This window comes from Stenotrophomonas sp. Steno-C18 (assembly GCF_056393195.1).
Genome location: NZ_JBWJOX010000003.1, coordinates 277,604 through 299,810, shown reverse-complemented (window position 1 = coordinate 299,810; position 22,207 = coordinate 277,604). Strand labels below are relative to the sequence as shown.

General features: G+C 68.9%; 22 protein-coding genes. 16 read left to right on the top strand and 6 right to left on the bottom strand.

Features of this window, described 5'->3' with window-relative positions; all coding sequences use genetic code 11:
- Positions 1–124 precede the first annotated feature (124 nt).
- The 11 genes from AC06FE_RS08625 to AC06FE_RS08575 all read left to right on the top strand — a co-directional run bounded on the left by AC06FE_RS08625 (position 125) and on the right by AC06FE_RS08575 (position 11,231).
- Positions 125–1,180, top strand: coding sequence for a glycosyltransferase (locus AC06FE_RS08625; protein WP_478072806.1), 1,056 nt, complete (start codon positions 125–127; stop codon positions 1,178–1,180).
- Positions 1,177–2,067 carry a sulfotransferase family protein gene (locus AC06FE_RS08620; RefSeq protein WP_478072805.1) on the top strand — a complete coding sequence of 297 codons (891 nt, stop codon included), beginning with the start codon at positions 1,177–1,179 and terminating at the stop codon, positions 2,065–2,067. Before AC06FE_RS08625 ends, AC06FE_RS08620 begins: the two co-directional genes overlap by 4 nt.
- Before the next feature lie 21 nt (positions 2,068–2,088).
- Complete coding sequence (locus AC06FE_RS08615) at positions 2,089–2,448, top strand: hypothetical protein (protein ID WP_478072804.1); 360 nt, start codon at positions 2,089–2,091, stop codon at positions 2,446–2,448.
- A 67-nt stretch (positions 2,449–2,515) separates the two neighbouring features.
- The gene (locus tag AC06FE_RS08610; RefSeq protein WP_478072803.1) at positions 2,516–3,154 is read left to right on the top strand and encodes a glutathione S-transferase family protein; all 639 of its coding nucleotides are present in this window, start codon (positions 2,516–2,518) and stop codon (positions 3,152–3,154) included.
- Between the two features lie 150 nt (positions 3,155–3,304).
- Entirely contained in the window at positions 3,305–4,885 is a 1,581-nt protein-coding gene (locus AC06FE_RS08605; protein WP_192287652.1) for an AAA family ATPase, read from the top strand.
- A 1-nt stretch (position 4,886) separates the two neighbouring features.
- On the top strand, positions 4,887–5,879 hold the full coding sequence (locus AC06FE_RS08600) for a hypothetical protein (protein WP_478072802.1): 993 nt from the start codon (positions 4,887–4,889) through the stop codon (positions 5,877–5,879).
- On the top strand, positions 5,876–7,645 hold the full coding sequence (locus AC06FE_RS08595) for a hypothetical protein (protein WP_478072801.1): 1,770 nt from the start codon (positions 5,876–5,878) through the stop codon (positions 7,643–7,645). Before AC06FE_RS08600 ends, AC06FE_RS08595 begins: the two co-directional genes overlap by 4 nt.
- A gap of 25 nt (positions 7,646–7,670) precedes the next feature.
- The gene (locus AC06FE_RS08590) at positions 7,671–8,267 is read left to right on the top strand and encodes a hypothetical protein (protein ID WP_478072800.1); all 597 of its coding nucleotides are present in this window, start codon (positions 7,671–7,673) and stop codon (positions 8,265–8,267) included.
- A complete protein-coding gene (locus AC06FE_RS08585; RefSeq protein WP_478072799.1) occupies positions 8,264–9,613 on the top strand; it encodes an AMP-binding protein in 1,350 nt (449 codons plus the stop codon). Before AC06FE_RS08590 ends, AC06FE_RS08585 begins: the two co-directional genes overlap by 4 nt.
- Entirely contained in the window at positions 9,610–10,179 is a 570-nt protein-coding gene (gene pnuC, locus AC06FE_RS08580; RefSeq protein WP_478072798.1) for a nicotinamide riboside transporter PnuC, read from the top strand. The genes AC06FE_RS08585 and pnuC overlap by 4 nt, the downstream gene beginning before the upstream one ends.
- Complete coding sequence (locus AC06FE_RS08575; RefSeq protein WP_478072797.1) at positions 10,176–11,231, top strand: AAA family ATPase; 1,056 nt, start codon at positions 10,176–10,178, stop codon at positions 11,229–11,231. Before pnuC ends, AC06FE_RS08575 begins: the two co-directional genes overlap by 4 nt.
- A 12-nt stretch (positions 11,232–11,243) precedes the next feature.
- On the opposite strand, the gene AC06FE_RS08570 is transcribed toward AC06FE_RS08575, so the two are convergent.
- The 4 genes from AC06FE_RS08570 to AC06FE_RS08555 all read right to left on the bottom strand — a co-directional run bounded on the left by AC06FE_RS08570 (position 11,244) and on the right by AC06FE_RS08555 (position 15,149).
- The gene (locus AC06FE_RS08570) at positions 11,244–12,605 is read right to left on the bottom strand and encodes an aminotransferase-like domain-containing protein (protein ID WP_478072796.1); all 1,362 of its coding nucleotides are present in this window, start codon (positions 12,603–12,605) and stop codon (positions 11,244–11,246) included.
- Positions 12,606–12,800: 195 nt separating this feature from the next.
- The gene (locus AC06FE_RS08565; RefSeq protein WP_478072795.1) at positions 12,801–13,406 is read right to left on the bottom strand and encodes a DUF6436 domain-containing protein; all 606 of its coding nucleotides are present in this window, start codon (positions 13,404–13,406) and stop codon (positions 12,801–12,803) included.
- On the bottom strand, positions 13,403–13,666 hold the full coding sequence (locus AC06FE_RS08560) for a hypothetical protein (protein ID WP_478072794.1): 264 nt from the start codon (positions 13,664–13,666) through the stop codon (positions 13,403–13,405). The genes AC06FE_RS08565 and AC06FE_RS08560 overlap by 4 nt, the downstream gene beginning before the upstream one ends.
- A 70-nt stretch (positions 13,667–13,736) precedes the next feature.
- The gene (locus AC06FE_RS08555) at positions 13,737–15,149 is read right to left on the bottom strand and encodes an aminotransferase-like domain-containing protein (RefSeq protein ID WP_478072793.1); all 1,413 of its coding nucleotides are present in this window, start codon (positions 15,147–15,149) and stop codon (positions 13,737–13,739) included.
- A 185-nt stretch (positions 15,150–15,334) separates the two neighbouring features.
- Here AC06FE_RS08555 and cyoA point away from each other — a divergent pair, with 185 nt between their 5' ends.
- The 5 genes from cyoA (at position 15,335) to AC06FE_RS08530 (ending at position 19,957) form a co-directional block, all read left to right on the top strand.
- Complete coding sequence (gene cyoA, locus AC06FE_RS08550) at positions 15,335–16,234, top strand: ubiquinol oxidase subunit II (protein ID WP_478072792.1); 900 nt, start codon at positions 15,335–15,337, stop codon at positions 16,232–16,234.
- A gap of 5 nt (positions 16,235–16,239) precedes the next feature.
- Entirely contained in the window at positions 16,240–18,222 is a 1,983-nt protein-coding gene (gene cyoB, locus AC06FE_RS08545; protein WP_478072791.1) for a cytochrome o ubiquinol oxidase subunit I, read from the top strand.
- A gap of 5 nt (positions 18,223–18,227) precedes the next feature.
- Positions 18,228–18,848, top strand: a complete 621-nt coding sequence (gene cyoC, locus AC06FE_RS08540) for a cytochrome o ubiquinol oxidase subunit III (RefSeq protein ID WP_478072888.1) — start codon at positions 18,228–18,230, stop codon at positions 18,846–18,848.
- A 2-nt stretch (positions 18,849–18,850) separates the two neighbouring features.
- Positions 18,851–19,183 carry a cytochrome o ubiquinol oxidase subunit IV gene (cyoD, locus tag AC06FE_RS08535; protein WP_132865615.1) on the top strand — a complete coding sequence of 111 codons (333 nt, stop codon included), beginning with the start codon at positions 18,851–18,853 and terminating at the stop codon, positions 19,181–19,183.
- Between the two features lie 78 nt (positions 19,184–19,261).
- The gene (locus tag AC06FE_RS08530; protein ID WP_478072790.1) at positions 19,262–19,957 is read left to right on the top strand and encodes an SCO family protein; all 696 of its coding nucleotides are present in this window, start codon (positions 19,262–19,264) and stop codon (positions 19,955–19,957) included.
- Positions 19,958–20,052: 95 nt separating this feature from the next.
- Here AC06FE_RS08530 and AC06FE_RS08525 read toward each other — a convergent pair whose 3' ends face one another.
- Both AC06FE_RS08525 and AC06FE_RS08520 read right to left on the bottom strand, forming a co-directional pair.
- Positions 20,053–21,507: an amidohydrolase family protein gene (locus AC06FE_RS08525; RefSeq protein WP_478072789.1), complete on the bottom strand. Its 1,455-nt coding sequence runs from the start codon at positions 21,505–21,507 to the stop codon at positions 20,053–20,055.
- A 49-nt stretch (positions 21,508–21,556) separates the two neighbouring features.
- A complete protein-coding gene (locus tag AC06FE_RS08520) occupies positions 21,557–22,186 on the bottom strand; it encodes an ankyrin repeat domain-containing protein (protein ID WP_313252598.1) in 630 nt (209 codons plus the stop codon).
- Positions 22,187–22,207 lie beyond the last annotated feature (21 nt).

The following is a 22,207-nucleotide window of genomic DNA, read 5'->3' as shown; positions in this document are numbered from 1 at the left end:
GGGGTTCCTTCAGCGAAGGGAAGAGCGCCGGCATCCGCGCCGGTATGGCGGACCGCCGATCATAGCGCCGCTCTTTGTCAATGCTTGTCAGTGCTTGTGGCCGGTGCCAGGGGCGGGCCATCGCATGGCCATCGGGGGTACGCAGACTGCGCCCTCTTTTCGCCGGGTGCAGTCGATGGGGCTTCCGCAAGTACGCCTGATCAGCCGTGAGAACGGGGTGGGCCTGAGCCGGGACCTGGACCTGATGGCGGGCCTGCTGGCCGGGCAGGCCCGGGTCGAGCGGCTGGGCATCGGTGGGCGCAGTCGCATGCGGCTGCAGGAGCTGGGCCTGTGGGGTCGGCGGCTGCTGCACGGCAAGGCGCCGCTGCAGCTGTTCGCCGAGCGGGTCTACCGCCGTTGCCTGCCGCTGGCCGAACGCAACCTGCTGGTGCCCAACCCGGAATGGTTCCTGGAGCGCTGGCTGCCACTGCTGCCGGCCTTCGACGCGGTGCTGTGCAAGACCCGCCATGCCGAACGCATCTTCCACGCGCTGGGCTGCGACGCACGCTACATCGGCTTCACCAGCCCGGACCGGATGCAGGCGGCGGTGCCACGCCAGCGGGTGTTCCTGCACCTGGCCGGGCGCAGTTCGGCCAAGGGTACGCAGGCGCTGCTGGCCACCTGGCAGCGGCATCCGCATTGGCCGCTGCTGGTGGTGGTGCAGCACCCGAAGATCGCCACGGCCAAGGTGGTGGCGACGAACATCGACCACCGCATCGCCTACCTCGACGATGCCGCGTTGCAGGCCCTGCAGAACCAGTGCCTGTTCCATGTGTGCCCGTCCGAGACCGAGGGCTTCGGCCACTACCTGATGGAGGGGCTGAGCGTGGGGGCGGTGGTGCTGACGACCGACGCCGAGCCGATGGCCGAACTGGTGGCGGCGCAGCGTGGCATCCACATCCCGGTGGCGGGCAGCCGGACCGACGGACTGGCGCGCCGCTACTTCGTCGATGGCGAAGGCATCGCCGCCGCGGTCGAGCAGGCACTGGCCCTGGACGCGGCGGCGCTGGCGCGGCTCTCGCACGCCGCGCGCAGCTACTACCTGTGCAATGACCAGGCCTTCGCCCGGCGCTTCCAGCGTGAGGTCCTGGCCTGGACGCGCAGTGCGGCGGCGTTGCCGTTGGCCGAGGTCGAGCGATGAGCGCGGCCGTGCCGGGCCGGTGCTTCCTGGTGGGGTGTCCGCGCTCGGGCACCACCTTGCTGCAGCACCTGCTGGCCACCCAGGCGCAGGTGGTGTCGTTGCCTGAAACGCATTTCGTGCAGCGGCTGCTGCGCAGCGAGGACCACCGGAGGCAGGCGCGCGCGGCAGGGCCGCCGTGGCATCAGCTGCAGCAGCTGCGCCGCCGCTGCCAGACCGGCCTGGGCTGGGTGCCGCGCCACCAGGTGCAGCGGGCATGGCAAGGCGTCCCGGAGCTGGCCTGTCCGATCGACACCAGGGCGCGCTGGCAGCCGGCGAAACGGCAGCTGCAGGCGTTCGTGGCCGCGCTCGATGCGTACTGCGCGCGGCACGGCGCCGGTGCGTGGCTGGAGAAGACGCCTGACCACCTGTTCTACCTGGCGCAGATCCAGCGCCACGTCACCGGCGCGCGGGTGATCCACCTGGTGCGGGATGGCGCGGAAGTGGTGGCGTCACTGCATGCCGCCGCACACCGCTATCGGCCATGGCGACCGTTCCTCGACCTGGACCTGGCGGTGGACCGCTGGAACCGCGCGCTGCAGGAAAGCCTGCGCTGGCAGGGACATCCCGCCCACCTGCTGCTGCGTTACGAGCACGTGCTGCAGGCACCGGGCCCCACGCTGGCGCGCCTGCGTGCCTTCCTTGGCCTGCCCGGCGACGCGGCCGCACCGCGGCACCCGTCGCACGGCCTGCCGCTGGTACGCGCCGACGAACCCTGGAAGCGTGATGCCACCGGCCCGCTGCGCGATCACCGCAAGTTCGAGCAGATGTTCACCCCACGGCAGCAGGCCCGCATCCGCGCACGCCTGCTGCCGCTTCCCGGCGCGTTGCAGCATGCTGCGGCCGCCTAGCCCACAACGGAGACAACAACGATGAAGCCAATGGAAACCCTGCGCGGGCATGCACCGGCCACCGCCGCACTGCTGGGGCTGGCGCTGGTGGCCGGTGCCTGGATGAACGATGCCAGCGCCAGCGCGCCGGACCAGGCCCCGCCGGGCGAACACCGCGAGCCGCCACCGGGTGCGCCGCCCCCCGGGCATCGGCCGCGGGATCCGGCATTCACCCAGGCGCTGGAGGAATGCGCCACCGCACTCGGGATCACGCTGCCCAAGCCCGGTGACACGGGCGGCAAGCCGCCGGCACCGCCGCAGGGCCATGACCGCGAGGCCATGGACGCCTGCCTGAAGGACAAGGGCGTGCAGCCGCCACCCCCGCCGCCGCCGCGCGACTGAGATGCCCGCCGCGGCGGATGCACAGGCCCGGCGCTAGACTCCGCATTCCTTTCGCGGAGCAACCGGCATGGGCAACAGCAGCGACGAGATCGTCTTCTACACCAACCCGATGTCGCGCGGGCGCATCGTGCGCTGGATGCTGGAGGAGGTGGGCCAGCCCTACCAGGCCGAGGTGCTGAGCTTTGGCGACAGCATCAAGGCCCCGGCCTACCTGGCGATCAACCCGATGGGCAAGGTGCCGGCCATCGTCCATCGGGGCGTGGTGGTGACCGAGGCGGCGGCCATCTGCGCCTATCTGGCCGATGCCTTCCCACAGGCCGGGTTGGCCCCGGCCAATGACGATCCACTGCGTGGCAGCTACCTGCGTTGGCTGTTCTTCGCCGCTGGCCCGGTGGAGGCGGCGGTCAGCGCCAAGGCACTGGGCCTGCTGGCACCGGCCGAGCGGTCGGGCATGGTGGGCTATGGCAGCTTCGAGCAGGTGGTCGACACGCTGGAGCAGGTGGCGGCCGATGCGCGGCCGTGGTTGCTCGGCGAGCAGTTCAGCGCGGCCGATGTCTACGTTGGCAGCCAGATCCTGTGGGGGCAGATGTTCAAGACCCTGCCCGAGCGCACGGCCTTCGCCGAGTACGGGCAGCGCCTGCGCGAGCGCGCGGCGTGGCAGCGTGCGACGGCGCTGGATGATGCCCTGATCCCGCCGCGCGGGTGACGTGCGGGTAACGCGTGGCGGTGCCGCGCGGGAGCGGGAATGCCTCGCCGGGCAGGGCTCGGCGCTGGCAGGCAGCCTGCCGTGCAGGACATGACCGGCGGATCATTGCGGCCACGCTAGAATCCGGGCACGTTGTCGAAGGGATGCCCGGTGTCGCCATTCAACCTGTTCCAGCGCCTGTCGCAGGCGCCCACCAACCCCCGCGCCGAGCCGGTCGCGCGCAGTTTCGACGTGGCCGAGCTGTACGAAGGGCCGGTGCAGTTGCAGGGCTCCGGCGAGGCCGCGCCGTTGGCGCTGGATGAGAAGCTGCGCCAGGCGTACTTCTGGATCGTCAACAACGCCATCATCAGCCCGCACTACGACATCGAGTACCACGATGGCCCATCGGCGAGCTTCAGCGTCGGCGATACCCGCCGTACCCTGACCCTGCCCTCGGCACAGAGCTACTCCAGCTACGTGCTGCTGCCGCTGCTGACCTTCGCCACGCGGCGCAAATGCCTGTTCGTCGGTGGCCCCGGCCGCGGCAAGACCGCCAGCGCGATCCTGATGGGCGTGCTGGCCGGCTACCCGGTGCGCGAGGTGCGCCGCGCCATGCAGCATGGCCATCCGCAGATGACCATCGCCGACCTGCTCGGCAACCCCTTGCCGGCGGACCTGGTGGCGGCGCAGGACATGGGCCAGATCCGCATCGCCTGGCGCAACTGGCTGGGCATGCGGGTCAAGATCATCGACGAGTACAACCGCATCCCGACCCGCACCCAGAGCGCGCTGCTGACGGTGATGGGCGACAACTACGCCGAGATCCTCAACCAGGTCTACGAATGCCCGGAATCGGCGTGGTACCTGACCGCCAACGACGACCGCGGCGGCGGCACCTACCAGGTGATCGAGGCGCTGCGCGACCGCATCGACGTGGTGGTGCAGGCGCTGGCGTTCAATCCGCGCTTCCTGGACGAGATGCTGCTGCGCATCGAGCAGAACCTGCGGCCGGAGGAACTGGTGCCGCGCGAGATCATCTTCAGCGAGGCCGAGTCCGAGCAGATGATGGCGCAGATCCGCGCGGTGGACGTGCCCGACGACGTGCGCCGCCGCATCGAGTTCTTCAGCAGCCAGTTCGAGCTGATGGAGACCGCCGGCGCGCAGTTCGAGTACCTGACCAAGGACACCGTGCGCCTGGCCGGCACCGACTGGGCGCAGGCCACCGCCGCCGACAGCGGCCGCGACCGCATGAAGGACCTGGGCTGCCAGACCCGCAACGGCTTGTCGGTGCGCAACCTGGGCACGTTGCTGGTATACGCCAAGGCGCTGGCGTGGTTCCGCGGCAACCAGGCGGTGGCGCTGGACGACGTGCGCCAGGTGCTGCCGTTCGTGCTCAACGACAAGCTGCAGCCCGACCTGGACGCACCGTTCTTCGCGCTGCCGGAGAACGCGGCCTACCGCAGCGACCGACTGAGCTGGCTGCGCTGGCTGCTGGATGCGTCCAACGCCGAGTACGACCGCCTGGACCTGGATCGCAACGATCCGGTCGGGGAGTTGTCCGCGCAGTTCGCACGCGGGCTGGACGGCGTGACCGAGCGCGAGACGCGCGCGCGCCTGACCCGCATCGAGCGGTTGATCGAGGAGCGGGTGAAGGGGCGCAAGCTGTACGGCCATCTCTACGACGACCTGCTCAAGCTCAAGTACCTGCACCAGCGCTACACCAATTACCTGCACTGGCTGCGGGCACGCTGAGATGGTGTCGTCGGTACTGGCCGGTGTACTGGCCGCGCGGCGCAGCCTGTTCAACCAGCGCGTGGCCGAGGCACGGCATCGCTGGCCCGGCTTCGATGCGGCGGCCTTGTCGGCCTTCATCACCCAGACGCTGGACCCGGTGTGCGTGGCGGTCGCGCAGGTTGATGCGGCGGCCACGTTGGCGGTGGCTGAGACCGGCTTCGACGTCGGGCTGGAACTGGTCGCGCAGGGGCTGGCCGGCCCGGCCGCACGCCTGTCGTGGGTGGACGCGGCCTGGCAGCAACTGGCCACGCCGGCGGCGGCGCTGATTGCCCGCGCGCCGCTGCAGGTGCTGGGCGCGTTGAGCAATGCGGTGGTGCGGATGGACAGCGTGCCCGGTGTGCGCGTACCGGAATGGATCGCCGCGATGCAGCCGTTGGCCGCGCGCTGCACCTCCGGCGCGCAACTGCGCGCTGTCGGCGCGCTGTGCGCCTGGCAAGCGGGCATGGTGCAGCTGCGCGAGGCGGCCTTGGCGCAATCGGCGCAGCTGCACGATGACCTGGTGGCCGAGGCCCTGGGCGTCGCAGGCGGGCAGGTGGACGCGGTGCGCCAACAGCTGCAGCGGGAGCGCTGGTGGAACCCGCGCGCGCAGGCGGTGGAGGCACAGGGACAACTCCTGGGCGGTTTCACCGGCCTGGGCGGCCCGTTCGCCGCGCCGCCGGAACTGCGCGCCTGCGCGCTGGGCTTCATCGCGCGCAGCGGCGAGCGCCACCACCTGTTGCTGGCTGATGCCTTCGGCGCCGTGGTGCTGCCCGCCAGTGCGGCGGAGTTCGCCGCGGCCAGTGCGGTGCCGGCACGGGCCGCGGTGGTGGATGCGCAGGGCGTGCAGGTCGGCGCACGCCACGTGCGGTTTGCGGCACCCGACGAAGGTCTGCAGCTGGTGGCAGGGCCGGCCGGCATCGCGATCCATTCGCCGTATTCGCATCACGTGCGCGTGGTGCCGGAGGTCGCGTGAATTCGCCTGATCACGACGCATTGCTGGCCGCTTGGCGTACCGCCTGGCCGCAGGCGCTGGCCGACTGGAGCCGGTTCACCCGGCTGCAGGATCCACGGTTGTGCGATTCCAGCGTGGACGCGGCCGCCGAAGGCCTGACCGGCAGCTTCGCGATGATCCGGCTGGCCGACCAGCGCGTGGTGATCGACCTGCCGCGCGTGCAGCAGCTCGGCTTGCAGGCGTTCGCCCGCGAGATCCTCGCCCACGAGATCGGCCACCACGTCCTGGCGCCGGCCACCGCCACCGACCATGCCCGCCTGCTGGCGCGCATCCATCGCGCGTTGCCGACGCTGGAGGCGCATGCGCCGATGGTGGCCAACCTCTACACCGACCTGCTGATCAACGACCGCCTGCAGCGGCAGTGTGGCCTGCGCATGGCCGGGGTCTACCAGCGCCTGGCGGCCGGCGCACAGGGCAGCACCCCGCTGTGGACCCTGTACATGGGCATCTACGAGCAGCTCTGGCAGCAGCCGGCCGGCAGCCTGGGCGGACCGGTGGACGATGCGGCCCTGCGCGGCGATGCCTGGCTCGGCGCGCGGGTGATCCGCACTTATGCGAACGAATGGATGATCGGTGCCGGCCGCTTTTCGGCGTTGCTGCTGCCCTACCTGCTGGAGACGGTGAGCGACGCGCGCGTGGATGCGTTGATGGATACCCGTCACGCCGGGCGTGGCAGCCAGCCGTCCGGGTTGGACCGACTGGAGGAAGACGAGCTGGAGCCGCCTGTGCACCCGGCGCACGACCCGCGTGTCACCGGCGAGGCATCGGACGCCGCTGCCCGGGCCGAGCCCGAGGCCGAGCCGGCCACCGCGCACAGCGTGGGCCAGGCGCGCGAGCCCTTCGAGTATGGCGAGATCCTGCGCGCGGCGGGGCTGGAACTGGACCCCAGCCAGTTGGCGATCCGCTACTACCGCGAACGTGCGTTGCCGCACCTGATCCGCTTCCCGGTCCGTGCACAACCCCAGGCGATGGAACCGGAGATGGAAGGCCTGGAGCCGTGGGAGCCGGGCGACCCGCTCGATGCGGTGGACTGGCTGCAGACGCTGATGCAGTCGCCCCGGGTGGTGCCGGGCGTGACCACGGTGCGGCGCGTTTATGGCGATGCTCCCGGCAACGAGCCGGCGGCCGAGCCGATCGACCTGGACCTGTACGTGGACAGCTCCGGCTCGATGCCCAATCCCCAGCAGGTAACGTCATGGCTGACCCTGGCCGGCGCGGTGATCGCGCTGTCGGCGCTGCGCGCAGGTGCACGGGTGCAGGTGACCTTGTGGAGTGGCAAGCACCAGTACCTGCACACCGAGGGCTTCGTCCGCGACGAGAATGCGATCCTGGAGGTGCTGGTCGGCTACTTCGGCGGCGCCACGGCCTTCCCGATCCATCGCCTGCGCGATACCTACGCGCAACGCAGCCGCACCGGGCGCGCCGTGCACATCCTGCATATCTCCGACGACGGCATCACCACGATGTTCGAGGACGACGAACGCGGCAACAGCGGTTGGGACGTGGCCGCGCAGGCGCTGCGCGCGGGCCGCGCCGGCGGCACGATGGCACTGAACCTGTACAGCCCGTTGCCCGATCACCTGGCCGGTGCCAAGGGCTGGACCGCCGACCTGCTGCGCGCCCGCGACGCCGGCTGGGACATCCATGTGGTGCGCGACATGGCCGATCTGCTGGCCTTCGCCCGCGATTTCAGCCGCCGTCACTACCAGCAGGAGGCGCGGCGATGAGCCGGCAGATAGGAAACCTGTTTTCATGCCTGACATGCCCATGACCACCGGCCCGTCGCTCGACGTCCTGTTGCGTCGCTTGCTCGACACGCCTCCGGACTTCCTCGACCCGCCACAGCGCGGCCGCGAAGGGCAGCTGCACGTTGCCGCCGTGGTCAACGACGTGCTGGCGATGCACGGCACGGCGATGGCATCGTCGCTGCGTGTGACCTTGTCGGGCGGATTGCAGGGGGTCAACGCGAACCAGTTGAGCCTGTCGGCGGTGATGGCTTGGTTCCTGGCCGATGCGACGTGGCAGTCGTTCGATCGCGACGGCGAACAGTTGCAGGCGTTGTTCAGCGAGGCGGTGCCGGCGCTGGCGACCGAGGCGGCGGCGACGCGCTACGTGCTGGAGCCGGACCGGCGCGAGGAGCTGGCACGTACCACCATCGCGCGGCTGGGCCTGTTGCCCGCCGGCGAAACCGCGGCACAGGCGGCCGACCGGCTGGCCAGCGTCAGCGGGGTGGAGCGGCGCCGCCTGCTCGAGGCCAGCCGCGCCGCCGAAGCGCGTGCACGTGCCATCCGTGAAGCCCTGGCGCGCAAGGCGGCCGAGGAATCGGCGGACAAGTGGACGCGCGAGTGAGCCAGGCGCCCACCGATGCCGAGCGCTATCCGACCCTGAGCGAGGAGGGCCGGCGCCTGCTGCAGCGGATGCGCGAGCATCCGGCCGCGCCGATCTTCCGCAACCAGAGCGGCAACCGCCTGTTGGCCGAGGAGGTGACGCAGCTGCGTGCCTATGAGCAGCAGGTGATGGCGGCACGGTTTGAATGGCAGCCCGGTGTGCCGCCGCCGTGGTTGGCGGGGTTCCTCGATGCGGTGCATGCACAGGTGCCGTACTTTCGTGCGCGCGGCCGTGGCACGGCGTTCGAGGCGCTGCCGACCACCGATCGGGGCGACCTGGCCGCCGACATCGCCCGCTTCGCGCCCGACCCGGTGCCGCTGGAGCGGATGATGAACTTCCGTACCACCGGCACCACCGGCCATCCGTTGGTGCTGCCGTCGCACCCGGTGGTGGCCGCGCGTTACCTGGCTTACCACAAGCGTGCATTGGCCCGGTTCGGCATCGGCCTGCAACATGGGCGCGGGCAGATGGGGGTGATGCTGCTGGGCATGCAGCAACGCTGCTTCACCTATGTGTCGGTGACGCCGACGATGGATGAGTCGGGGCTGGCCAAGATCAACCTGCACCCCAACGATTGGCGCGACGTGGACGACCGCGCGCGCTACATCGACCAGATGCAGCCGGAAGTGATCGCCGGCGACCCGATCTCCTTCGCCACCCTGCTCCAATTGCCACTCTCGCACCGCCCGCGCGTGCTGCTGTCGGTGTCGATGGCCTTGTCGAACGGGCTGCGCACCGCGCTTGAAGCGCGCTTCGGTTGCCCGGTGCTGGACCTGTATTCGATGAATGAAGCCGGCCCGCTGGCGGTGCATGACGATGCCTATGGTGGCCATGTGCTGCTGCAGCCGGGCATGTACGTGGAAGTGGTGGATGCGGCGGGCCGGGCATTGCCGGCCGGGCAGGAAGGCGAGATCACCCTGACCGGTGGTTTCAACTTCTGCCTGCCACTGCTGCGCTACCGCACCGGTGACCGCGGCGCGCTGGCGATGGCCGGCGAGGTGCCGATGATCGTCGGCCTGCAGGGCCGGCGCCCGGTGCGCTACCTCACTGCCAACGGCCGCTGGATCAACAACATCGACGTGAGCCACGCGCTGGCCCCGTTGCCGTTGTCGCGTTACCGCGTGCACCAGCACGCCGATGCGGGCATCACCCTGCACCTGCCGGTGGCAGAAGCCGGGTTGGCCGACGATGCCGTCGCCCGCTTGCAACAGGCCCTGGACGGACGCGCCGTGCAGGTGCAGCGGCTGCATGCCGAAGACAAGCTGCTGCAATACACCACTGACTTACCGGAAGGCTTCACCGCATGACCGTTCTTGAAATCGCCGCCAACGTGATGGCTGCCGCTTCGATCCTGCTGGCCGCGCGCAACAGCGTGCACACCTGGTGGACCGGCATCGTCGGCTGCTCGTTGTTCGGCCTGTTGTTCTGGCAGACCCAGTTGTACGCCGACGTGCTGCTGCAGGTGTTCTTCGTCGTGGCCAGCCTGTTCGGCTGGTGGAACTGGCATGCAAGCGCCAACCATGCCGCGCTGCCGATCCAGCGCACGCGGCTGCGCAGCTTTGCGCTGATGAGCGTGGCCGCGGTGCTGGCCGCGCTGGCCTACGGCACGCTGCTGCACCGTTTCACCGACGCCTATGCGCCGTTCGCCGACTCGGCGGTGCTGTGCCTGTCGGTGCTGGCGCAGCTGCTGTTGATGCAGCGGCGGGTGGAGACCTGGCCGGTGTGGATACTGGTCAACAGCATCGCCGTGCCGCTGTACGCCTCGCGCGGCTTGAGCCTGACCTCGGTGCTGTATGCCGCGTACTGGATCAACGCCTGGCTGGCGTGGCGGCATTGGCACCGGCTGTGGCGGGCACAGGAAGCGCGCGTGTGAAGCCGCATCGCGTGGGGCTGGTGGTGGGCAAGTTCTGCCCGCTGCACCGCGGCCACCAGGTGCTGCTGGACCATGCGCAGGCCGCCTGCGAGCGGCTGGTCGTGGTCAGCTACACCCGGCCCGAGTTCGATGGCCTGTGGCCGGCGCGGCGCGAGCAGTGGTTGCGCAATCTGTATCCGCAGGCACAGCACTGGGTGCTGGATGACGCGCGGCTGGCCGTGCTCTGCCAACAACGCGGCGTGCCGGTGCGGGCGCTGCCGCACAACGACGAGGACGATGCCACCCACCGCCATTTCGTGGCCTGGCTGCTGCGCGAGATCGTACGGAGCGACGTCGATGCGGTGTTCACCAGCGAGGCCTACGGGCCGGGCTTCGCCGCGGTGTTGTCGCAGAAGCAGCAACAGCGCGGTGGGCGCGCGGTCGTGCATGTCGCGGTGGACCCGGCGCGCGTGCGCGTGCCCACCTCGGGCACCGCGATCCGCAGTGACCTGCACGCGCACCGGCAGCTGCTGGCACCGCAGGTGTATGGCGACTTCGTGCGCCGGGTGGTGCTGTTGGGCGGGGAATCCACCGGCAAGTCGACGCTGGCAGTCCATCTGGCCCAGCGCTGCGGCAGCGTGCATGCCGCCGAGTACGGCCGCGAGCTGTGGGAAGCGCAGGAGGGCGTACTACAGGAAGCGGACCTGCTACGGATCGCGCGCACCCAGGTGGCGCGTGAAACGCAGTTGCTGGCCGATGCGCAGCGCTGGCTGGTCTGCGATACCTCGCCATTGACCACGCTGCTGTATGCGCAGGCGATGTTCGACCGTGCTGAGCCGGCACTGGTCGCGCTGGCCATGCGCCGCTATGACCTGGTGTTGCTGTGCGGGCCGGACGTGCCGTTCGTGCAGGACGGCACCCGCCGTGACCCGGCATTCCGGCAGTGGCAACACGATTGGTATGTGCGCGAGCTGGACGCACGCGGCGTGCCCTACCAGACCTTGCACGGGGACTGGCAGGCGCGCACGCAGGCCGCCTGGCAGGCACTGCAGCAGGCCGACGCGGTGGTCTGAGCGGCGTGCGTTTCAGCCCTGCAGGCGTGTCGGCGCGGTGTCGGTGAGCAGCTGGTTGATGCGGCGCAGGGCACTTTCCAGTTGGCGGCGGTCCGGCGCCAGCCCGAGGGAGAGCCGCACACCATCGTGCAGGGGCTGGTCCACGGTACTGAAAGTGGACGACGGGGAGACCGCTAGGCTCTGCAGCTGCGCGGCATGTGCGAACGCGGTGTCAGTCCACGGCGGCGGCATCGTGCACCAGGCATGCAGGCCGCCGACCTGCGCACGCAGGTACGGGCTGAGCAGGTGATCGGCCAGGCGAGCGCGCTCGCGTGCCTCGGCCAGGGCCTGCGCCAGCAGCGCCTGCGCCGAGCCGTCCAGCAGCAGCTGGCTGGCCAGCGCCATGCCGAACGGCTGCCCCATCAGGCACAGCGCCCGCAGCACGCGCGCCAATGTTTCGGCGTGCGCGGCCGACGGGCAGTGCACGAAGGCGGTGCGCAGGCCGGGGCTGATCGCCTTGGACAAGGTGGAGACGTAGTGCACGTGCGCCGGGGCGAAGGCTGCGATCGGCGCCGGCTTGCTGGCATCGTGGTGCCAGTACGGGTCGTCCTCAATGGCGAGCAGGTCGTGTTGCTGCAGCACGCGCGCCAGTTCGGCGCGACGCAGCGGCGGGATGGTCAGCGCGGTCGGGTTGTTGCAGGTCGGGTTGAAGTACACCAGGCGTGCGTCGTGCAACCGCGCGGCACGCTCCAGCTGGTCCGGGCGCATGCCGTCGGCATCGGCATCGACCGCGATCAGGCGGCGCCCGAGCGAGTCGGCCAACTGCAGCAGGCCGGGATAGACCAGCCGGTCGCACAGTAGCGCGTCACCTTCGCGGGTCTGGCTGACCAGCAGCGCGGCCAGGGCGAACTGCGCGCCTTCGGCGACCACCAGCCGGGCGTCATCCACCTTGCCCAGCATCGGCTGCAGCCAGCCGGTCGCCGCGTGCAGGTCGGTGCGGCTGCCGCCGGTGAGGTGGTAGGTCATCAGGTTGGGCGCATTGCTGCGCGCGAGCACGGCGGCGGCACCGCGGCGCAGCGCGTCATTCAACGCGGCGGCATCCGGTACCGGCGGCACGTTCATGCTCATGTCCACCGGCTGCCCGAAGGCGGCCTTGGGCGGTGCGATGAAACTGCCCTGCGGTCCGCGTGCCTCGATCAAGCCACGCCGGCGCGCTTCATCGAAGGCGCGCGTGACCGTGGTCAGGTCGATGCCCAACTGCTTGGCCAGTGCACGCTGCGAAGGCAGGCGATGCCCGGGTGCCAGCTCGCCGGTGTTCACGGTGCGCTCGATCGTATCGACGATGCGCAGGTAGATCGGCCCGTTGCTGGCCAGCGCGTTGTCGATCCAGGTCATCGCGCACCTTCGTGGAAGCGGGGCAGGGCTGCGACAAACGGTCGCGCCATGTAGGGAGGATGTCGTGCCCTATCGTTTACCTCAGCGGCGGGCGCCTGCTCACAACCATCGGTCGGTTGGAGTGGGTGCCCGCTGTTCTTCGTGGACGTGCGACGGCGCCGCGCACCGAGGGCGAAGGGAAGGCACATGGCGCTGTCAGGGCGTGGTTTGCCAGCGGCAATAGCAACCGACGGCGAGCAGGCCGCGCGGGCGCACGGGCTTGCCGGCGACCAGCTTGTCCAGGATCGGCTCGACGAAGCTGTTGGCCGAGTTGCACACCATGCCGATGCTGTACGGGCCGGCGTAGGCGAGGTGGCCGTCGCGGTCCCAGATCGCCACCGCCGGGCTGGCCGGGATCTGCTCCACGCCGGCGAGGGTGGGCAGTTCCTGCAGGCGGCCCTTGAGGTAGTCGGGCAGTTCACCGGTGGTGCGGGGGCGGCGCACTGCGTAGAAGTCGATGCCGGCGCGGCGGTACATGCTGATCAGGTAGCTCAGGTGCGCACCGGTTTCGCGATTGCAGACCGTGCACGCCGGGTCCCAGAAATGCACCACGCGGATGCGGCCATTGGCACCGGCCAGGTCAGGCGGCAGCTGCAGTTGCGCGTCGTCGAACACGATGGCCTGCTCGGCGAAGCTGGCCTGTTCGCTGAAGCCGAAGTACTGCCACAGCGCCACGCCCACGCCGAGCATGAAGACGCAGGCCGCGGCGATCAGCAGGCGCATGCCACGGCGACGCGCAGGCGTCGCGGCAGGGGTGTTCACGACGCAGTGCCTGCGCCGAACTTGTGCTCGTACTGCTTGACCATTTCCCGGCACGAATCAGCCTGGGCACGGCGGTAGATCTCGGTGCGGTCAGGCGCGCGGCTGCGCTCCCAGCACTGGGTGATGGCGGCCTGTTCGGCGGCCTGCACGCTGGCGGTCTGCGGGCGGGTGCAGACATAGGCCAGCGAGGCCAGGGCCAGACCGACGAAGCCGGCGCAGCCGAACATGACCAGGTGGAATTTCAGCTTGTCCCGACGCATAACGAAGCACACGCATTTCCATACAAGAATTCAAATGTATCATTTTTGTATGGATATGACCGGGGAGAGGCTAGACGATGGCCTGGGCCCGCGTCTCAGGTGCTGTCGAGATTATCTCGGTCAGGCGGGTCAGCGCTGTGGCCAGGCTGGGCTGGTCGACTGCCCCGCCCAGCGACAGGCGGATCGCGTTGCTCGCCTGCTCCTCGATGCTGAATGCTTCGGAGTTGGCGATGCCCAGGCCTTGGGCCTGCGCGGTCTGGATCAGCCGGTACTGGTCCAGCCGCGCGGGCAGCGGCAGCCACAGGTGCAGGCCGGCCGGATGCGCCTGGTAGGGCGTGGGCAGAAGGCGTGCGGCGATCTGCTGGCGCTGGCGCAGCTCCTGCTGGAAGCGGCGCACCATCTCGTCGGCCTGGCCGCTGCGGATCCAGTGCGAGGCCACCGCCACCATCGATTGGGTCGGCATCAGCGCGATCGAACGCAACGCGTCGAGCACCGGTTCCATCGGCTCGCCCGGCGGCACCACCAGATAGGCCGTGCGCAGGCCCGGCGCCAGGCACTTGGACAGGGTGGAGACGTAGTAGACCGGCGCCTGCGGGCTGCTGTCGATGGCCAGCGGCGCGGCGGCATCGCCGGCCAGCAGCCAGTACGGGTCGTCCTCGACCACGGCCACGCCGTGGCGGCGGGCGACCGCCAGCAGGGCGCTGCGGCGGCCTTGGGACATGGTCGCCGTGGTCGGGTTCTGGATGGTGGGTATCAGGTAGACCAGGCTCGGCTTGCGCTGCTGGCAGGCCGCTTCCAGCGCCTCCGGGAGCATGCCTTCGGCGTCCATCGCGATCGGCGCGATGCCCCGCTGCAGCACGCGCGCGGCGGCCAGCAGGCCGGGGTAGGTGAGCTGTTCGGCGGCGATCACGTCGCCGGGTTGGGTCCTGGCCAGCAGGATCGCGCACAGCGCGGTCTGGGCGCCGGGGCAGATCACCACCCGTTCCGGGGCGACGGTGCCCAGCATCGGGGCCAGCCACTGCACGGCCGCGGCACGGTCCTCGCGCGAGCCGGCGCCGACGTGGTAGCTCATCAGCTCGCCCTGGCCCAGTTGCTGGCTGAGCTGCTGGAAGCCGCGCTCCATGCCCTGCGCGAACGACCCGCTGCCCAGCAAAGGGGGGATGTTCATGCTCAGGTCCACCGAGGTGGCGCCGTTGCCGGCGGACAGGGCGATGAAGGTGCCGCCGGCGCCCTGTGCGTCGAGCAGTTCGGACTGGCGCAGCTCGGCATAGGCGCGGGTCACCGTGGTCAGGTCCACCCCCATCTGCTGGGCCAGGTCGCGTTGCGGCGGCAGCCGGTCGCCCGGTTGCAGCACGCCGTCATCGACCGCGGCGCGGACCTGCTGGGCGATCTGCAGGTACAGCGGGCCGGCGCCCTCGGTGAATGGGCGGACCCAGGTCCGGTTCGGCTTTTTCAGGCGTCGGCCAGTGGCGTGTTGCTGCATCGGGGAGGCACCTTCCATACATGGCATGTGCATCAAGCCATACAATGATGTATCTTGTATGGACTTGACTGGAGCGGAGTTCCTTTTGTAGGTGCCGCCGTACGGACAGTGTAGCCGCTCCGCGCGCCCGCGCCGGGCGCTGGATGTCCCCGGTCAAGCAGCTCCTTCAACCGGGTCGACCTTCAATGAATATCTGCTGGAAACGCATCCGCCCAGCGCTGGCCGCTTTGGCATGCGTGGGATTGGCTGGCTGCAACTGGGTGTTGCTGGACTCCAAGGGGGACGTGGGCCTGGCCCAGCGCGACCTGATCCTGATCTGCATCGGGCTGATGCTGATCGTGGTGATCCCCGCCATCGTGCTGACCTTCGTGTTCGCCTGGCGCTACCGCGCGGGCAATACCGCCGCCCGCTACATGCCCGACTGGGCGCACTCGACCAAGGTGGAAGTGGTGGTGTGGGGCGTGCCGCTGATCATCATCGCGGTGCTGGCCGCCATCGTGTGGAAGTCCACCCACGACCTCGACCCCTACAAGCCGCTGGACATCCCCGGCGAGCCGCTGCACGTGGAAGTGATCGCCACCGACTGGAAGTGGGTGTTCGTCTACCCGGACCTGGGCATCGCCACGGTCAACCAGCTCAACTTCCCGGCCAAGCGCCAGCTGGCGTTCGACATCACCTCCAACTCGACGATGAACACCTTCTTCATCCCGCAGCTGGGCGGGCAGATCTACGCGATGGCCGGCATGCGCACGCAGCTGCACCTGGTGGCCAACGAACCGGGTGAGTTCCGCGGCATGTCCGGCAACTACAGCGGCCACGGCTTCTCCAACATGAAGTTCACCGCCACCGCGATGACCGATGCGCAGTTCGATGCGTGGGTCGCCGAGGTGCGCAGCGCACCGGAGCAGCTCAGCTTCGATGCGTTCAAGCAGTTGGCCGCACCCAGCCGCAAGGAGCCGGTGCGTCACTTCGCCTCGGTCGAACCGCTGCTGTTCAAGAAGGTCATCGACCAGTTCATCGGCGTGGGTGAGAACACCGCGGCCAGTTCGGGCCATCACGCAGAAACACAGGCCTCGCAGGAGTAATGAGCATGTTCGGTAAGTTGACGTGGGACGCCGTGCCGTTGCACGAGCCGATCGTCGTGGTGACATTGTTGGGCATGGTGCTCGGTGGCCTCGCGCTGCTCGGCGCGGTGACCTATTTCAAGCTCTGGGGCACGCTCTGGCGCGATTGGTTCACCACCGTGGACCACAAGAAGATCGGCATCATGTATGTCGTGGTGGCGCTGGTGATGCTGGTGCGCGGCTTCGCCGACGCGCTGATGATGCGTGCACAGCTGGCCGCCGCCGGCCCCGGCAGCGACGGCTTCCTGCCGCCGGAGCACTACGACCAGATCTTCACCGCGCATGGCGTGATCATGATCTTCTTCGTCGCCACGCCGTTCGTGGTCGGCCTGATGAACATCATCGTGCCGCTGCAGATCGGTGCGCGCGACATGGCGTTCCCGTTCCTCAATGCCTTCAGCTTCTGGATCTTCGTGGTCGGCGCCGCGCTGATGATGATCTCGCTGGGCGTGGGCGAGTTCGCGATGACCGGCTGGGTCGCCTATCCGCCGCTGTCGGGGCTGGAGTTCAGTCCAGGGGTGGGTGTCGATTACTACATCTGGGCGTTGCAGGCGTCGGGCGTGGGAACACTGCTGACCGGCGTCAACTTGTTCATCACCATCCTGCGCATGCGTGCGCCGGGCATGACCCTGATGAAGATGCCGGTGTTCACCTGGACCGTGCTGGTCACCAGCGTGATCATCATCGCCGCGTTCCCGATCCTGACCGTCGCGCTCGGTGCGTTGACGCTGGACCGCTACCTGGACTTCCACTTCTACACCAATGACCTGGGTGGCAACCCGATGATGTACGTCAACCTGGTGTGGGCCTGGGGCCACCCGGAGGTGTACATCCTGGTGCTGCCGGCGTTCGGCATCTTCTCCGAAGTCACCGCCACCTTCGCGCGCAAGAAGCTGTTCGGCTACAAGTCGATGGTCGGTGCGACATTGGCGATCGGCATCCTGTCGTTCGTGGTGTGGTTGCACCACTTCTTCACCATGGGCTCGGGCGCCAGCGTCAATGCGTTCTTCGGCATCATGACGATGATCATCGCCATCCCCACCGGCGTGAAGATCTTCACCTGGCTGTTCACCATGTACGGCGGCCGCGTGGAGTTCAGCGTGCCGATGCTGTGGACCATCGCCTTCCTGGTGACCTTCACCATCGGCGGCATGACCGGCGTGCTGCTGGCCATCCCGGGCGCGGACTTCCTGCTGCACAACAGCCTGTTCCTGGTCGCCCACTTCCACAACACCATCATCGGTGGCGCGTTGTTCGGCTACCTGGCCGGCTTCGTCTACTGGTTCCCGAAGGTGTTCGGCTTCACCCTCAACGAGCGCCTGGGCAAGTGGTCCTTCGCCTGCTGGGTGATCGGTTTCTACCTGGCCTTCATGCCGCTGTACATGCTCGGCTTCATGGGCATGACCCGGCGCATGAACCAGTACGACAACCCGGCGTGGACGCCGTACCTGATCGTGGCCTTCGTCGGTGCGTTGTTCGTGTTCGCGGGCATCGTGCTGATGCTGGTGCAGATCTACGTCAGCATCCGCGACCGCAGGAAGAACCTGGACGTCACCGGCGACCCGTGGAATGCACGTACGCTGGAATGGGCCACGCCGTCGCCGCCGCCGTTCTACAACTTCGCCGTGGTGCCCAAGGCCGACCAGCTCGATGCCTTCCATGAGGCCAAGAAGGAAGGGCTGCCACCGCCACCGAAGGCCTACGCGCCGATCCACATGCCGAAGAACACTGGCGTGCCGCTGATCCTCAACGTCTGGATCCTGGTGCTGTGCTTCGCCTTGATCTGGCATATCTGGTGGATGGCCGGCGCCAGCTTCGTGGCGATGATCGTGACCCTGATCGTGCGCTCCTATGACGAGGACGTGGATTACTACGTCAGCGCCGATGAAGTGGCAAAGATCGAGAAACAACACCAGAGCAAGCTCAAGCAGCACGGGGTGACCGCATGAACCTGATGTCCAACACCGCCGCCATCACCGAGCCGGTGGCCGGCCACGGTCACGACGACCACGGCCATGCACAGGGCGGCATGAAGGTCTTCGGCATGTGGATCTACCTCATGTCCGACCTGGTGCTGTTCGGCTCGCTGTTCGCTTCCTACGCGGTGCTCAGCACCGCCTATGCGGGCGGGCCGACCGGCAAGGAGCTGTTCTCGCTGCCGTTCGTGATGGTGGAAACCTTCGTGCTGCTGTTCTCCAGCATCACCTACGGCCAGGCCGTGCTGGCCATGCACCGCCAGAACAAGCGGGCGGTGCTGGCGTGGCTGGGCGTGACCTTCGCGCTCGGCGCCACCTTCATCGGCATGGAGCTGTTCGAGTTCAGCCATCTGATCCATGAAGGTGCCGGTCCCGGCACCAGTGCCTACCTGTCGGCGTTCTTCGCGCTGGTCGGAACGCACGGCCTGCATGTGGCCAGCGGCCTGCTGTGGATGGCGGTGGTGATGCACCAGGTGCATCGCCGCGGCCTGACCGCCACCAACGTCACCCGCATTTCCTGCCTGAGCCTGTTCTGGCACTTCCTGGACCTGGTCTGGATCTGCGTGTTCACCTTCGTCTATCTGGTTGGAGCGTTCTGAGCATGTCCGACATCGATACTTCCCGCGCCGGTGGCGGCCACGGTTCCACCCGTTCCTACCTGATCGGCTTCGTGATCTGCGCGGTATTGACCGTCATCCCGTTCCTGCTGGTGATGAACCCGACGCTGTCGCGGCCGTTGACGCTGTTCCTGCTGGTGGCCTTCGCCGTGGTGCAGATCATCGTGCAGCTGGTCTACTTCCTGCACATGAACCGCTCCTCGGAGGGGGGCTGGAACCTGGCCAGTTTCGTTTTCACGCTGGTCATCCTTTTCATCGTGGTCGCGCTCTCGGTCTGGATCATCTGGAGCATGCATTTCCACATGATGGTCAACTGACGCCGTCGCACGGGCTGGCAGGCAACTGCCGGCCCGTTGCGTGTCCGTCGGTGGGCCGTCCCTCGCATTGCAAACGCCATGTCCCGTCATTTCCCCCTCGCCACCGGCCTGGCCGCGTTGGCACGCAAGCTCTCCCTTCCGGTCGTGCTGGTCACCGCCGCCAGCCTGCTGCTGGTCGCCTGCGCGGCCAAGCCCAAGCTCGACTATTACGGCAAGGACATCTCCTGCCAGGACCTGGGCCAGCACTGGACGCTGCCCGACAGCGCCGGCGTCAGCCGCTCGCCGGCCGACTTCCAGGGCAAGGTCACCTACCTGTTCTTCGGCTTCACCAGCTGCCCGGACGTGTGCCCGACCACGATGGTCGAGCTGGGCCAGGTCAAGCACCTGATGGGCTCGGACGCGGATAAGTTGCAGGTGGTGTTCGTCACCGTCGACCCCGAGCGGGATACGCCCGCGGTCGCGCAGACTTACGTGAAAGCCTTCGATCCCAGCGCGACCGCGTTGGTCGGTGATGCCGATCAACTGGCCGCCATGGCGTCGCGCTTCAAGGCGTTCTATGAGCGCGAGGACGGCCCGGTGCCCGGCGCGTACGCGATGACGCATACCGCGGGCGGCTACCTGTTCGACCGCCAGGGCAGGGTGCGGCTGTTCGTGCCGTTCGGCATGCCGGTGGAGCAGCTGTTCTCCGACATCCAGCGGCTCACGCTGGAGCCGGACCATCCGGTCAAGGCACCGGGTGCGGGGCAGTGCCCGGGCGTGGCCGGCAAGGGCTGAGCCGGTCAGGCGGGGACGCCTGCACGTCCCCTTGGTCGAATCCACGGATGGCGCGCGTGCGCCATGCGGTCACGCGCGCCGGCCGAAGTGCCGGTTCAATCGGCGGCGTCGGCCGCGTTCCAGGCCTTCACCTGCGCACGGGTGGCGTCGAGCAGTGCATCCAGCGCCGCGCGGTTCTGGACCTGGCCGCGCAGCACTACCGTGTTGATCGCGGTGGTCGCACCGATGTCCTGCAGCGGATTGCGCTCCAGCAGCACCAGGTCGGCGGCCTTGCCGGCCTGCACCGCACCGTAGCGGTCGAGCTTGCCGAACCAGGCCGGGCCGGCGCGGGTCGCCGCCGCCAGCGCCTGCGGTGCGCTCAACCCTTCGCGCACGTACAACGCCAGTTCGTTGTGCAGGCCGATGCCGGGATAGTTGTACGAGTTGAGGAAGCCCGCATCGGTGCCGGCCATGATCTGCACGCCGGCCTGCTGCAGCATCGGCAATACCGCGGCGACCTGCGCGTAGTGCGCATGGCGGTCCTGGATCTGCTGCGGCGTGGCCTTGGCGGCACGGTCCACGCGCCAGGCATAGGTCTTGCGCAGGCCCGGGCCGATATACGCCAGGTAGGCGTCGTCGGCATGCGGTTCGACGTCGAGGAAATCGATGATGCGCCCACCGTCCAGGGTCGGGGTCACCGCCACGCCGTGTTCGGCGAAGCGGCGGTAAGCCGCCATCGCGGTGTCGCGGTCGAAGCCGCCGCGCAGCCGGCGGTTGGCCTCGGCGCGGTCGATGCGCCCGGCGGCGAAGTCGGCGGCGATGGCCGCCTCGTCCTTCACCCCGGCCTTGAACGCGTAGTCCAGGTGTTCGATCGAACTGATGCCCGCATCGACGGCCTGCTCCACGGTCAGCGCCATCGGGATGTGGCCGGAGGTGCGCAGGCCACGCTGCCTGGCCTGGCGCAGCGCGTACAGGAACAGCTCGGGCTTGAGCGTGCTGTCGGTGATCTTCACGAAGTCGACCTGGTCGCGCTGCTCGCGGTCCAGCGCGGCGTCCACGCCGGCTTCGTCGCCGGCCTCGAGGGTGCCTTTCCAGACCGGCGCGATGCCTTCGATCTTGGCGCCGGAGGTGAACAGCTGCGGTCCGAACAACTGCCCGGCGGCGATCTGCCCGCGCCACGACAACACCTGCTCGGGGAGGTCGCCGGAGGCGTCGCGCACGGTGGTGATGCCATGCGCCACGTACAGCGGCAGCAGCGCCTTGTTCTCCTCGACCAGGGCCGGGCCACCACCGAAGTGGACGTGCATGTCCCACAGCCCGGGGATCAGGTAACGGTTGCCGGCATCGACCACCTGCGTGGCCTGCCACTGCCGGGCCAAGGTGGCGTCATCGCCGACGGCGACGATGTCCTGGCCGCGGATGGCCACCGCCTGGCCGGGCTGCAGGCGGGCGTGCTCCACGTCGACCACGGTGGCATGGCGGATCAGCACATCGGCGCTGGACGGGGCAGCCAGCGCCGGCAGCGCAACCGCGAACAGGGCCGAAATGGCCAGGGAAAGCGTGGTCTTCATCAGGGGTTCTCGTGGGCCGCGCGGGTGCGCAGGGGAAAGGACGCCGTGCTCATCGCGCGTTGGCGGCGAGCAGCAGGCGGATGTTCTCGGCCTGGCCGCGTTGGCGGGCATGCTGCAGCGGCGTGATGCCATTGCCGTCGGCGAGGTTGACGTCGGCCCCGGCGTCGATCAGCAGCTTCACGATGGCCACGTGATCCGGGCCACCGTCGCCGAGGATGATGGCCTCCAGCAGCGCGGTCCAATCCAACCGGTTGACGTGGTCGACATCGACACCGGCCTGGATCAGCGTGCGCACCACCTCCACGTGCCCGCGTTCGGCCGCCGGAATCAACGCGGTGCCGCCATAGCGGTTGGTGCTGCGCAGGTCGGCGCCATGCTGCAGCGTCAGTTCCAGGATCTCGCGTTGGCCGCTGGCACCGGCGAGCAGGTAGGCACTGTCCAGGATCCGGTCCTTGGCGTTGACGTCGGCACCGGCATGGATCAGCACGCGCGCGGTATCGGCGCGGCGTTGGCGCACGGCGGCCAGCAGCGGGGTACGGCCTTCCCCGTCGCGGGCCTCCAGCGGGGCGCCGCGTTCGAGCAGGGCAGTCACCTGCCGGGCGTCGCCGTGCGTGGCGGCCTGGTGCAGCGCTTCAGCCAGCGCCGGCTCGCCGGCGCCGGCCGAACAGGAGGTCAGCATGGCCGCGGCCAATGCATGCGT